Source organism: Streptomyces parvulus, assembly GCF_014648855.1.
In the GTDB taxonomy this organism is placed as follows: domain Bacteria; phylum Actinomycetota; class Actinomycetes; order Streptomycetales; family Streptomycetaceae; genus Streptomyces; species Streptomyces parvulus.
Genome location: NZ_BMRX01000007.1, coordinates 132,877 through 144,351, shown reverse-complemented (window position 1 = coordinate 144,351; position 11,475 = coordinate 132,877). Strand labels below are relative to the sequence as shown.

The 11,475-nt window shown below is 76.1% G+C and carries 11 protein-coding genes; 9 read left to right on the top strand and 2 right to left on the bottom strand.

Translation table 11 applies throughout. The features are described from left to right. The first annotated feature begins 4 nt into the window (after positions 1 to 4). The 6 genes from IE108_RS14845 to IE108_RS14820 all read left to right on the top strand — a co-directional run bounded on the left by IE108_RS14845 (position 5) and on the right by IE108_RS14820 (position 5,734). Positions 5 to 433, top strand: coding sequence for a helix-turn-helix transcriptional regulator (locus tag IE108_RS14845; RefSeq protein WP_064730651.1), 429 nt, complete (start codon positions 5 to 7; stop codon positions 431 to 433). A gap of 5 nt (positions 434 to 438) precedes the next feature. Further along, positions 439 to 855: a VOC family protein gene (locus IE108_RS14840; RefSeq protein ID WP_064732039.1), complete on the top strand. Its 417-nt coding sequence runs from the start codon at positions 439 to 441 to the stop codon at positions 853 to 855. A gap of 345 nt (positions 856 to 1,200) precedes the next feature. Beyond that, the gene (locus IE108_RS14835) at positions 1,201 to 1,995 is read left to right on the top strand and encodes an RNA polymerase sigma factor SigF (RefSeq protein WP_064730652.1); all 795 of its coding nucleotides are present in this window, start codon (positions 1,201 to 1,203) and stop codon (positions 1,993 to 1,995) included. Positions 1,996 to 2,183: 188 nt separating this feature from the next. Continuing rightward, complete coding sequence (locus tag IE108_RS14830) at positions 2,184 to 3,125, top strand: hypothetical protein (RefSeq protein ID WP_064730653.1); 942 nt, start codon at positions 2,184 to 2,186, stop codon at positions 3,123 to 3,125. Positions 3,126 to 3,335: 210 nt separating this feature from the next. Further along, complete coding sequence (locus IE108_RS14825) at positions 3,336 to 4,622, top strand: aminotransferase class I/II-fold pyridoxal phosphate-dependent enzyme (RefSeq protein WP_064730654.1); 1,287 nt, start codon at positions 3,336 to 3,338, stop codon at positions 4,620 to 4,622. Then, positions 4,619 to 5,734: an MBL fold metallo-hydrolase gene (locus IE108_RS14820; protein ID WP_064730655.1), complete on the top strand. Its 1,116-nt coding sequence runs from the start codon at positions 4,619 to 4,621 to the stop codon at positions 5,732 to 5,734. The genes IE108_RS14825 and IE108_RS14820 overlap by 4 nt, the downstream gene beginning before the upstream one ends. A gap of 63 nt (positions 5,735 to 5,797) precedes the next feature. Here IE108_RS14820 and IE108_RS14815 read toward each other — a convergent pair whose 3' ends face one another. Next, positions 5,798 to 6,433 carry a DedA family protein gene (locus IE108_RS14815; RefSeq protein WP_064730656.1) on the bottom strand — a complete coding sequence of 212 codons (636 nt, stop codon included), beginning with the start codon at positions 6,431 to 6,433 and terminating at the stop codon, positions 5,798 to 5,800. Beyond that, the gene (locus IE108_RS14810; RefSeq protein ID WP_064730657.1) at positions 6,430 to 7,203 is read right to left on the bottom strand and encodes an MBL fold metallo-hydrolase; all 774 of its coding nucleotides are present in this window, start codon (positions 7,201 to 7,203) and stop codon (positions 6,430 to 6,432) included. Before IE108_RS14810 ends, IE108_RS14815 begins: the two co-directional genes overlap by 4 nt. Before the next feature lie 94 nt (positions 7,204 to 7,297). On the opposite strand from IE108_RS14810, the gene IE108_RS14805 reads away from it, so the two are divergent. From IE108_RS14805 to IE108_RS14795, 3 genes are all read left to right on the top strand, one after another. Continuing rightward, entirely contained in the window at positions 7,298 to 7,699 is a 402-nt protein-coding gene (locus tag IE108_RS14805) for a hypothetical protein (protein WP_064730658.1), read from the top strand. Between the two features lie 102 nt (positions 7,700 to 7,801). Continuing rightward, positions 7,802 to 9,946, top strand: coding sequence for a phage holin family protein (locus IE108_RS14800; protein WP_064730659.1), 2,145 nt, complete (start codon positions 7,802 to 7,804; stop codon positions 9,944 to 9,946). An 84-nt stretch (positions 9,947 to 10,030) separates the two neighbouring features. Further along, positions 10,031 to 11,428 carry an amino acid permease gene (locus IE108_RS14795; protein ID WP_064730660.1) on the top strand — a complete coding sequence of 466 codons (1,398 nt, stop codon included), beginning with the start codon at positions 10,031 to 10,033 and terminating at the stop codon, positions 11,426 to 11,428. Positions 11,429 to 11,475: the final 47 nt, after the last annotated feature.

The window sequence follows — 11,475 nt, the reverse complement described above, 5'->3', positions numbered from 1 at the left end:
GAGCGTGACGAGCCTGGAGGACCTGGCCCGGCTGCGCCGGGCACGCGACCTGATGGACCGCGAGTACGCCGAGCCGCTCGACGTGCCGGCGCTGGCCCGGGTCGCCCTCATGTCGGCGGGCCACTTCTCCCGCAGCTTCCGCGCCGCCTACGGGGAGACGCCGTACAGCTACCTGATGACCCGCCGCATCGAGCGCGCCAAGGCCCTGCTGCGGCGCGGCGACCTGTCCGTCACGGAGGTCTGCTTCGCGGTCGGCTGTACGTCGCTGGGCTCCTTCAGCTCGCGCTTCACCGAGCTGGTCGGCGAGAGCCCCAGCGCCTACCGGGAGCGCGACCACACGGACGGCGCCGCCATCCCCGCCTGCGTCGCCAAGGTGTACACCCGGCCGGTCAGGAACGGAGAAGCGGCACCCGCGCGCCCGCCCGTAGCGTGACGCGCATGGACATCAACCTGTCGCAGTGCTTCATAGCCGTCGACGACCACGACACGGCGCTCGCCTTCTACCGGGACGTCCTCGGGATGGAGGTCCGCGACGACGTCGCCTTCGAGGGGATGCGCTGGGTGACCGTCGGCTCCCCGGCCCAGCCCGACGTGGACATCGTCCTCGAACCCCCGCTCGCCGAGCCGGGCGCCTCGGCCGCCGACCGGGACGCCGTGGCCGAACTGCTGGCCAAGGGCATGCTCCGCGGCCTGAACTTCACCACCGGCGACGTGGACGCCACCTTCGAGCACATCCGGGCCGCGGGCGCCGAGGTGCTCCAGGAACCCGTCGACCAGCCCTACGGCGTCCGCGACTGCGCCTTCCGCGACCCGGCCGGGAACATGGTCCGCTTCAGCAGGCCGCGCGGCCGCTGACGCGGTCCCACGCGCCGCCGCGGCCCGGGGACGGCGCGTGGCACCCGTTCGTGCGTCGCGCGAGGGGAAGTGTTTGGGACGGGTGCGAGGGGGCAGGGGCAAGGTCAGTGCTTCGGACAGGAGGCACGTCCGTGGGAGCGGCTGCGCCGCCCCGGACGTGACCGTCCGGGCCCGGACGCCCTCCCACGGGTGACCGCCCGACCCCCAGGGTCGTGTCGTCGCACCGGTGGCGTCCGTCCGGCGCGCCGGAGGTTCACGGACTCCGGCCGCCCCGCACGGGCCGTGCCCGAGGGCCCGCCCCCGTACCGACGACCGGCCCCGCGCTCCGAAGGAGTTGCGACGCACATGCCGATCCACGCCAGCGTGAAGCATCCGCACGACGACGCCCCCGACACCGCGGACGCGTTCCGCCGGCTCAGCACCCTTCCCGACGGCCCGGAGCGCGACGCGGTCCGCGGCCGGATCGTGGAGGCCTGGCTGCCCATGGCCGAACGGCTCGCGGGACGCTTCCGCAGCCGCGGCGAGAGCTACGAGGACCTCCGCCAGGTCGCCGCCCTCGGCCTGGTCAAGGCGGTCGACCGGTACGACCCCGAACGCGGCAACGCCTTCGAGAGCTACGCCGTGCCGACCATCACCGGCGAGATCAAGCGCCACTTCCGCGACCACATGTGGACCCTGCACGTGCCGCGCCGGGTGCAGGAACTGCGCAACCGGGTGCGCTTCGCCCGCCAGGAACTCTCCCAGACCATCCCGGGCCGCACGCCCACCGTGGCCGAGATCGCCGAACACGCCGACCTGGGCGAGGACGACGTCCGGGCCGGTCTGGAGGCGCTGGAGAGCTTCACCGCCCTCTCCCTGGACGCGGAGCTGCCCGGCAGCGAGGACGGCTACTCGCTCGGCGACGCCCTCGGCGGGCCCGACCCGGCCCTCGACACCGTCGTCGACCGCGAGGCCGTCAAGGAGCGCCTGGCCGAGCTGCCCGACCGCGAGCGGGCCATCCTCTACATGCGGTTCTTCGACGACATGACGCAGAGCAGCATCGCCGAGCAGCTGGGCATCTCCCAGATGCACGTCTCCCGCCTGATCAGCCGCTGCTGCGACCGGGTGCGGGAGCAGGTGCTGCGGGATCCGGGGGCCTGACGGCCGCTCCGCCGCGGGGCCGTTCCGGGACCGCGGCCCGGGGTTCCCAAACCTCGGGCTCACCCGCCCGGGCGGCCCGTTCGCGCGAACGGCGCACGGTGGCGCGCGGACCGGGGGCGGGCGGGCTGTGATGGCCGAGGGGCGCGAGTGCCGTGCCCCCGACGCCGCAGCTCGAAGGAGCCCGTCCCATGCGCCGCACCGCCCGCGCCCTGTCCGTGGCCGTCCTGTCCAGCGCCGCCCTCGGCGTCCTCGCGGTGCCGGGAGCGGCGGACCCGGGCGTCCCGCCGCCGCCCGCGGGCGCCGGGGAGCCCGTGCCGCCGCCCGTGGCGGAGGAACCCGTACCACCGCCGGCGGCGGACGAGCCCGTACCACCGCCCGCCGCCGACGAACCCGCGTCCGGGGCCGGCCGGGCCGCCGCCGAGGTGAGCCCCGCCGACGTCACCCCCGGCGGCACCGTCACCGTGTCGGTCTCCTGCGCCCCGACCGGCGGCGCCGCGCCCGACACGCTGGACGCCACCTCCCCGGCCTTCGACGAGGGCACCGTCGCGCTGCGCAAGGTGCGGGGCGAGGCGGCGGCGGGCGCCGGACCCGCCTACCGGGGCACCGCCCGGATAGTCGCCGCAGAGGACGCCGGGGACGCCGAGGGCGAGGGCGGCGTCGAGGACGAGGCGGCCGTCGAGGAGCCCGAGGGCGCCCTGGGCGAGGACCTGACCGTCGACGGCTCCTGCCCCGACGCGACGGGCGGCGAGGGCGACCCGTGGAGCGCGACCATGAACGGACCGGGCGCGGTCGCGGGCGAGAGCGGCACCGCCAAGCCCGCGTGCCCCCCGGCCGCCTCCCACGGCGAGGCTCCCGCGCACGGCACGCCCTGCCCCACCGAGCCGCCGTGCCCCGAGACCGCGGACCCGCACGGTGAGTACTCCGGGGCCGGGGCGGGTGCCGGTACCGGTGCCGGAAGGAAGCCCTGCGGCGACGTGCCGGCGGAGCACGGCGTACGGGCCGGCGCCGGCGGCACCTTCGGCGACTCGGTGCCCGCCCTGGTCGCGGGCGGCGTCCTGATCGCCGGCGCCTGCGCGGCGGCCGCCCACCGGCTGCGGCTGCGGCTGCGCGGGGAGGACGGCGGGCGCTGACCCCGGCGGCCGCCGGCCCGTGTGACGCGGACGACGGGCCGCGGAGCCATGGCCGGTGTGCCGGATGGGTACAGGGACCGACGACCGGTGCGCAACGCGTCGCCCCGCGCGGAGGGGCACTCCGAGGCAAACGAGGGAAACGGGGCGAACGGGGAACACGGGGCAGGGCACGGCACGGACAGGGCAGTACGCACCCGCGCGGAGGTACGCATGCGGCGCACGGACCCCGAAGGCCACGACGCCGTGGGCCACGGCCCGGTCCGGTACGGCCCGCACCTGCCCGACGACGGGCTGCCGGTGCTGCCCGAGCTGGCCGCCGTCCTCGCCTCCGCGGCCGACCGCCCGCAGGCCGAGCCGGTCGGCGGCGGCCCCGGTCTCACGGCCGCCGCGAGCGGCTACTGGTACCGCCGGGGCCTGCCCGCCGAACCCGGCCGGGTGGCCGCGGCCCCCGGGGCGCACGCCCTGCTGGTGGCGCTGACCGCCGCGCTCGGCGGCGACGTCCTGGTGCCCCGCCCCTGCGCCGCCTGGTGGGCGCCGGACGCGCGGCTGCTCGGCCGGCGCGTCTTCCACGTACCGACGCCGGCCGAGAGCGGCGGCGTACCCGACCCCTACGCCCTCCTGGAGACCGTCCGCCGGGTCCGCGCCGAGGGCGGAGACCCCCGCCTGCTCGTACTGGCCGTCGCCGACGACCCCACCGGCACCGTCGCGCCGCCCGAACTGCTGCACGAGACCGTCGAGGCGGCCGCGGGCGAGGGACTGCACCTGGTCAGCGACGAGACCTGGCGCGACACCCTGCACGACCCGCACGCCACGGTGGTCCTCAGCCCCGCCGAGATGCTGCCCGAGCGGGTCACCGTCGTCACGGACCTCGCCGGGGGGCTGCTCCCGCCCGCCTGGCCGGCCGCCGTCGCCCGCTTCCCGGCGTCCGCGGCCGGCGGCGGTCTGCACGCGCGCGTGCTCGACGTCCTCACCGCGCTTGGGGCGGGCGTGGCGGCGCCCGTCGCCGCCGCGGCCGGGTACGCGCTGGACGAGCCCGAACCGGTCACCGCCCGCCGCTCGGCCGCCGCACGCCTGCACGCGCGCGTGGCCGCCGCCCTGCACGCGGCCGTCGTCGACGCGGGCGCGACCGCGCGCCCCCCGCAGGCCGGACGGCACCTGTACGCCGACCTCGGCCCGCTGCGCGACGCCCTCGGCGCGGAGGGGGTCGGCGACGCGCAGGAACTGGAGGACTTCCTCTCCGCCCGCCTCGGCCTGCCCGCCCCCGGCGGCCACCGCTTCGGCGACGACCTCGCCGCCCTGCGCGTGCGCCTGTCCACGGGCCCGCTGCTCGGGGCGGTCCCGGACGCCGACGGCGGCGGGCGGGACGACGTGGGGCGCGTGGACGTCCTCACGTCCCCGGATCCGTTGGAACTGCCACACGTGCGACGGGCGTTGACCGCACTCGGGTCGGTCTTCGGCGGTCTGCGCGACGCTCAGCGATGGGAGCCTCCTCGATGACGCAGCAGCCCCGGTCGACCGCGAGCACCCCCGCCACGGACGGGGCCACCGGGACGCCCCCGGCCGCGTCCTCCCGTCCGGCCCCCCACCCCCCGCTCGCCGACCCCCGGCCGCCCGCCGAACACCGGGTGTGGCCGCGGACCTTCCACGACCGGCTGACCGCCCCGCTGCCCGGCCTGCGGGCGCTGGCCAGATTCGCCCGCGAGGGCGCGGTCCGCCCCGGCCGCGAGGGCCTCGCCGACATCCCCCGGCTGCCCTGTGCCCCGGGTCCGCTGCCCCGCGTCGACGCGGACACCGTCGCCGTCACGTGGGCCGGGCACGCCAGTTGGGTGGTGAGCATCGGCGGGCTCACCGTGCTCACCGACCCCGTCTGGTCCCGCCGCATCCTCGGCACCCCCGCCCGGATCACGCCCGTCGGAGTCCCGTGGAGCGCCCTGCCCCGCGTGGACGCCGTCGTCATCAGCCACAACCACTACGACCACCTGGACGCCCCGACCCTGCGCAGGCTCCCGCGCGACACGCCCGTCCTGGTGCCCGCCGGGCTGGGCCGCTGGTTCCACCGCCGCCGCTTCACCCACGTCACCGAACTGGACTGGTGGGAGGCGACCGAACTGCGTCCGAGGGACGGATTCGACGGCGCCTCCGGCAAGGGCGGTGGCGGGCGACGGGCGGGAGTGCGCTTCGACTTCGTCCCGGCGCACCACTGGTCCAAGCGCAGCCTCGCCGACACCTGCCGCACCCTGTGGGGCGGCTGGGTGCTCACCGCGCCCGACGGCCGCCGCGTCTACTTCGCCGGCGACACCGGGTACGGCCACTGGTTCACCCGGATCGGCCGCCGCTACCCGGGCATCGACCTCGCGCTGCTCCCCGTGGGCGCCTACGACCCCCGCTGGTGGCTCAGCGACGTGCACTGCGACCCGGAGGAAGCGGTCCGCGCGGCGCAGGACGTGGGCGCCCGCCGCATGGCGCCGATGCACTGGGGGACGTTCGTCCTCTCCGCCGAACCGGTGCTCGAACCCCTCACCCGGACCCGCGCGGCCTGGCAGGCCGCGGGACTGCCCCGGGAGGACCTGTGGGACCTGCCGGTGGGAGCCTCTCGGGTACTGGAGTGATCCCGGCCCCCCTCGAACCCGGACCCCCGAACCCCGGCCGGCCCCTGCGCCCCCGCCGGAGCCCTACGCCTTCGCCGGGCCGCGGAAGCGCCGCCACAGCGAAGGGGCCGCGCTGACCAGCACCGTCAGGGCGATGGCCGCGGCCACGCCCTCCCAGGGCTTGCTGAACAGGGCGCCGCTCAGGACGCCGATGAGCTGGTACGTCGCCGCCCAGGCCAGGCAGGCCGGGAGGTTGCCGTGGGCGAAGCGGCGCAGCGGCCACTCGGCCAGCAGACAGGCCAGCATCACCGGTATGCGCCCGGCCGGCACCAGCCGGGACAGGACCAGCACCGCGACGTCGTGCTCGGCGAGCTTGTCCTGCGCCTGCTCCAGCCGGTCCTCCGGCGCCCGGGACCGGATCGCCTCCAGCCAGCGCGAGCCGTTCTTCGAGCCGACCCCGCGCCGGCCCAGCCAGTACAGCGCCATGTCCCCGCAGAAGGCGGCCAGCGACGCCGTCGCGAACACCATGAGCATCGAGAACGGCAGCGACTGGTGCATCGCCACCACGGCCGCCGAACTCACCAGCGCCCCCGTCGGCACCACCGGCACCAGCGCCCCGATCAGCACCAGCAGGAACAGCGACGGATAGCCGAACGCCTGCTGCGTCGGCTCCGTCGGGATGCTCGTCATGCTCGTCGTGGCGGCGTCCAGCCAGTTCACCGCGCGACCTCCACCCGCACACTCTCGCCGTGCCCCAGACGGTGCACCGCCACCCCCGGCGCGCGCAGCGCCGACAGGCGCACGAACTCGTCCCCCGGCGTGTGGAATTCATGGGGGCGCACGGCGTCCATCCCGATCGGCCAGTACGTGCCGTAGTGCACCGGCACGGCCGTCCGCGGCGCGAGCCGGGCCAGCGCCTCGGCCGCCCGCCCCGCGTCCAGGTGCTCCGCCCCGAGGTACGGGCCCCAGCCGCCCACCGGCAGCAGCGCCGCGTCGACCGGCCCGACCTCCTTCTCCATGCCGTCGAACAGGCCGGTGTCCCCGGCGAAGTACGTCCGCGCCTCGCCCTCCACGACGAAGCCGAGTGCCGGGGCGCGGTGCCGTCCCACCGGCAGCCGCCGCCCGTCGTGCTGTGCGGGCACCGCCCGGATCCGCAGGTCACCGACGCGCACCACGTCGCCGGGCGCCACCTCCGCGACCTCCAGGTGCCCGAGCCGCCGCAGCCCCGGCACCGCCCGCCGCGCGCCCCGGGGCACGAGCAGGCGCGTGCCCGGCGCGAGCCGCGCGAGCGACGGCACGTGCAGGTGGTCCGCGTGCAGATGGGACACCAGCGCCACGTCCGCGCGCCAGGCGTCCGGCGGCGGCACCGCCCCCCGCCTGCGGCGCAGATGGGCCAGCCGGCGGGCGAACAGGGGATCGGTCAGCACACGGACGTCCGAGTCCTCGACGGTGCAGGTGGCGTGACCCCACCAGGTGAGCTCCACCGGCACTTCTTTGCCTCCTTCGCGCGACTCCCCGAAGCCTACGTCCAGGAGTAGGGTCGGCGGCGAAAACGGGAGGTGACGGGAGGTGAGGGGGGACACCATGGGGCCGGTGCGGGTGACGGCGATCGCGAGCCTGACGCCGCTGGAACTGCTGGACGACGACCCGTTCCTGGTCGACTCCCGCAGCCAGCACGCCATGTGCGCGCGCTGGGCGGCGGAACACGGCTACGTCGTCGCCAGGGAACTGCTGGTGCGCCGGCTGCGCCCGGACCACGACGCCTTGTGGGACGGGGTCCGCCCGGGCCGCGACCTCTTCGTGGCCCCCAGCCGGCGGGTGCTGGAGAGCGCGCTCTCCTCCGTCGACGACTTCACCGCCGAGTGCGCGCGGCGCGGAGCCCGCGTCGAGACCGCCGGCCACGCCGAACCGGCGTACGACGCCGTGATGAAGGCGTGCGTGCACCGCAGGCTGTCGATGCCGACGGCGGGGTACGACGGCCGCTGACCGTCGCTTTCGGGGTGTGAACCGGGCTCAGGGGGACATTCGGGTGCTCCGGGGCGTTGTGGCAGGGTGGGGAGGCCCGGACTGCGGGCCGGGACGTGAGGTGTGCGGAGCGTGGGTGGAGGCCGTTGGCGCCGGGTCGCCAGTCAGATCGGGCGGAGTGTCGCGGTGTGGGCCGTGTCCACCCTCACCATGCTCGCGCTCGCGGGCATCCTGCCGGACTTCCGGCTCCAGTCGCCCGACGGGGACAGCGCGACCGACATCGCCATGACCGCCGCGGTCGGCGCCGGGGCCTTCGGCCTGCTCTCCGCCCTGGTGTGGCCGCTCATGGTGCGGCTGCTGCTCCTGGTGCCCGCCCTGGTCCTCGGGCTGCTGGTCTTCTTCCTCAACGGCGGGCTGCTGCTCCTCGCCATCGACGTCAACCCGGCCGGCCGCGGCGGGGTCGCCCCCGAGACCGCGGTCGTGGTCGCCGCCGTCATGTCCGCCGTCGCCTCCGCGACCGGCGGTGCGCTGGCCGTGCGCGACGACGACGCCTACCGCCGCCGGCTCTACCGCCTCGCCGACCGCCGCCGCAGATCCGGCCCGCCCTGCCCGGCCGGCCCCGGCACCCTCTTCCTGCAACTCGACGGCGTGGGCCACGACGTGCTGCTGGAGGCCGTCGACGCCGGCGCCATGCCCACCGTCGCCCGCTGGCTCGGCCGCGACGGCGCCTCCGCGAGCCACCGGCTGGCCCCCTGGCGCACCGACTGGTCCAGCCAGACCGGCGCCAGCCAGCTCGGCATCCTGCACGGCAGCAACCACGACGTGCCCGCCTTCCGCTGGTACGAGAAGGACAGCGGCGAGGTCGTCGTCTGCAACCGCCCGACCAGCGCCGCCGAACTCCAGTACCGCGCCGTGCGGCGCACCGGCGACGGCGGACTGCTCAGCCTGGACGGGGCCAGCCGCGGCAACCTGTTCGGCGGCGGCGCCGACGAGCAGGCCCTCGTCCTGTCCATCGCCACCCGCCGCCGCAGCCGCGAGACCCGCTCCCGGTCCGGCTACTTCGCCTACTTCTCCGACCCGGCCAACGCCGTGCGCACCGCGATGTCCTTCATCGCCGAGGTGGGCCGGGAGATCGGCCAGTCCACCCGGGCCCGGGCCCACAAGGTCCGCCCGCGCGTCTCCCGCGGCGGCCTCTACCCCTTCGTCCGCGCCTTCGCGACCGTCGTCGAACGCGACGTCGTCGTCTCCGCGGTGATGGGCGACATGCTCGCCGGCCGCACCGCCGTCTACGCCGACCTGGTCGCCTACGACGAGGTGGCGCACCACTCCGGACCGCGCGGCCGGGACGCCCTCAAGGTCCTCCAGCGCCTCGACCGCTCCCTCGCCCTGATCGAGAAGGTCGCCGAGCACGCCCCCCGGTCCTACCGCGTCGTCGTCCTGTCCGACCACGGCCAGAGCCCCGGCGAGACCTTCCGCGCCCGCTACGGACTCACCCTCGGCGACCTGGTCCGGGCCGGCTGCGGCCTGCCCGTGCCGCGCCGCGCCCAGCGCACCCGCAGCGGCGCCGAGGCCCGCAACACCGTCCGCGCTGCCCTGCACCGCCCCGTCGAGGAGGCGGCCGCCCAGCAGCGGCCCGCCGACACCCCCGCCGGACGCCGCTCCGAGCCGATCGTGCTGGCCTCCGGCAACCTGGGCCTGGTCTCCTTCCCGGACGTGCCGCACCGGATGACCAGGGAGGAGATCGACGCCCGGCACCCCGCACTGCTGCCCACCCTCGCCAACCACCCCGGCATCGGGTTCCTGCTGGTGCGCAGCGAGCGGCACGGCGGCGTGGTGCTGGGCGCGCGCGGCGCCGAGATACCCCTGGACCGGCTCGACGAGGAGCCCGGACCGCTCGCCCCCTTCGGCCCCGGCGCCGCCGACGCGGTACGGCGCACCCACACCTTCCCGCACACCGCCGACATCATGGTCAACTCCTTCCACGACCCGGCCGACGGCGAGGTCCTCGCCTTCGAGGAGCAGATCGGCTCCCACGGCGGGCTCGGCGGCGCCCAGTCGCGCGCCTTCCTGCTGTCACCGGCCGTGCTGTCCGAACCGGTCGAGGACGGCGGGGAGATCGTCGGCGCCGAACAGGTCCACCGGGTGCTGCGCCGCTGGCTGCGCGAGTCGAACGGCCCGCAGGTGCCGCTGGACGATCCACGGCCGAACGTCGTCGAGAGCGCACCTTTTCCCGTGGCGGACGGGTTCGTGCAGGACAAAAGCGCCTGATTTGGAGCCGTGCCGGACTCTGCCCGACCATGGGCGCCGTCCCGGCGATCCCGGGCACCAGTTCCATGAGAGGCGCACCACCCCATGCACGACACCGGGACCGTCCCCCCACCGGCTCCGGATCCGCAGGAGACCCCCGCGGCCCCCGAACCCACCGCCCGCGACGGCCGGCACGCCCGCCGCTTCGGGCTCCCCGTCGCCACCGCCCTGGTCATGGGCAACATCATCGGCGGCGGGATCTTCCTGCTGCCCGCCTCGGTCGCGCCCTTCGGCACCGTCAGCCTGCTCGCCTTCGGCGTCCTGACCGTCGGCGCCATCGCGCTCGCCCTCGTCTTCGGCCGCCTCGCCGCCCGCGACCCGCGCACCGGCGGTCCCTACGTCTACGCCCGCGGCGCCTTCGGCGACTTCGCCGGATTCCTCGCGGCCTGGACGTACTGGATCACCACCTGGGTGTCCAACGCGGCCCTCGCCGTGGCCGCCGTCGGCTACCTCGACGTCCTGATCCCGGTCGGCGACCACCGCTGGAGCGCCTGCCTGGCCGCCCTCGTCGTCCAGTGGCTGCCCGCGCTCGCCAACTTCGCCGGCACCCGGTACGTGGGCGCCGTGCAGCTCACCGCCACCGTGCTGAAGTTCGCGCCGCTGCTGCTCGTCGCCGTCGGCGGGCTGTTCTTCTTCGACGCGGACAACCTCGGCCCGTTCAACGCGAGCGGCGGCAGCGGCATCGGCGCGGTCTCCGCCGCCGCCGCGATCCTGCTCTTCTCCTACCTGGGCGTGGAGTCCGCCGCGGTCAGCGCCGGCGAGGTGAGGGACCCGCGCCGCACCGTCGGCCGCGCCACGGTCATCGGCACCGCCGGCGCCGCCCTCGTCTACCTGCTGGGCACGCTCTCGGTCTTCGGCACCGTCTCCCACGACCGCCTGGTCGACTCCACGGCCCCCTTCTCCGACGCGGTCAACGCCATGTTCGGCGGCGCGTGGGGCGGCTGGGCCGTCGCGCTGGCCGCACTGGTCTCGATGACCGGCTGCCTCAACGGCTGGACCCTGCTCAGCGCCCAGACCCCGTACGCCGCCGCGAAGGACGGCCTTTTCCCGGCCGCGTTCGCGCGCAGGCGGCGCGGCGTCCCGACGACCGGCGTCGCCGTCACCGTCGTCCTCGCCTCCCTGCTCACCGTCTACAACTACACGTCGGGTTCGGCGAAGGTCTTCGAGGTCCTCGTCCTGGTCACCACCTTCACCGCGACCGTGCCCTACCTGCTGGCGGCCACCGCCCAGATCTTCCACCTGGTCTCCGGACGGGGCGAGCAGGTCGACCGGGGCCGCCTGGTCAGGGACCTCGTGATCGCCTCGGTGGCCGCCGGCTTCTCGCTGTGGCTCGTGGCGGGCGCCGGCTACGCGGCGGTCTACCAGGGGGTGCTGTTCCTCTTCGCGGGCGTACTCGTCTACGCGGTCATGGCGGCCCGCAGGGTGGGCCGGGCCGGAGTGTGATCGGATGGGGGCGGAAACCCGGGCACGGGCTTCCACCGCCCCAGTCC

Bases quoted from the DNA above. Each gene is read 5' to 3' on its own strand.
- IE108_RS14840 (WP_064732039.1), top strand. From the start codon at position 439: ATGGACATCAACCTGTCGCAGTGCTTCATAGCCGTCGACGACCACGAC.
- IE108_RS14835 (WP_064730652.1), top strand. From the start codon at position 1,201: ATGCCGATCCACGCCAGCGTGAAGCATCCGCACGACGACGCCCCCGAC.
- IE108_RS14830 (WP_064730653.1), top strand. From the start codon at position 2,184: ATGCGCCGCACCGCCCGCGCCCTGTCCGTGGCCGTCCTGTCCAGCGCC.
- IE108_RS14825 (WP_064730654.1), top strand. From the start codon at position 3,336: ATGCGGCGCACGGACCCCGAAGGCCACGACGCCGTGGGCCACGGCCCG.
- IE108_RS14820 (WP_064730655.1), top strand. From the start codon at position 4,619: ATGACGCAGCAGCCCCGGTCGACCGCGAGCACCCCCGCCACGGACGGG.
- IE108_RS14805 (WP_064730658.1), top strand. From the start codon at position 7,298: ATGGGGCCGGTGCGGGTGACGGCGATCGCGAGCCTGACGCCGCTGGAA.
- IE108_RS14795 (WP_064730660.1), top strand. From the start codon at position 10,031: ATGCACGACACCGGGACCGTCCCCCCACCGGCTCCGGATCCGCAGGAG.